Origin of the sequence: Streptomyces sp. SID12501, assembly GCF_010550245.1 — a bacterium.
GTDB lineage: Bacteria > Actinomycetota > Actinomycetes > Streptomycetales > Streptomycetaceae > Streptomyces.
Map to the genome: position 1 here is coordinate 1 of NZ_JAAGLU010000614.1, position 448 is coordinate 448.

Sequence of the window (448 nt, forward strand, 5' to 3'; positions counted from 1 at the left end):
TGCGGCCGTCGACGGGCGACGTGCTGGCCGCCGCGAGCGGTCCGGGCAGCGAGGGCCTGTCGACGGCGACGGTCGGCCAGTACGCGCCGGGATCGACGTTCAAGGTGGTCAGCGCGCTGGCGTACCTGCGCGGGGGTCTCACGCCCGACTCCACGGTGACGTGCCCCCCGACCGTCACGGTGGACGGCCGCACGTTCCAGAACTTCCCGGGCTACCCGGCAGCTGCGACGGGCGACGTGCCGTTCCGCACGGCGTTCGCGAACTCGTGCAACACGGCGTTCATCGGCCAGCGGGACCTCGCGGACCAGGCCGGGCTGCTGGCGGCCGCGCGCTCGCTCGGTCTCGAGCCGGCCGCGACGCTCGGCTTCCCGGCGTTCCTCGGCACGGTCCCCGACGAGGCGGACGGCACCGCGCACGCGGCGTCGGTGATCGGCCAGGGCCAGGTGCT

At 75.2% G+C, this 448-nt stretch carries 1 protein-coding gene; it reads left to right on the forward strand.

Annotation, left to right across the window (positions count from 1 at the left end; all coding sequences use genetic code 11):
- On the forward strand, positions 1 to 448 hold a 448-nt coding region (locus tag G3I71_RS47550; RefSeq protein ID WP_275409452.1), incomplete at both ends, for a penicillin-binding transpeptidase domain-containing protein.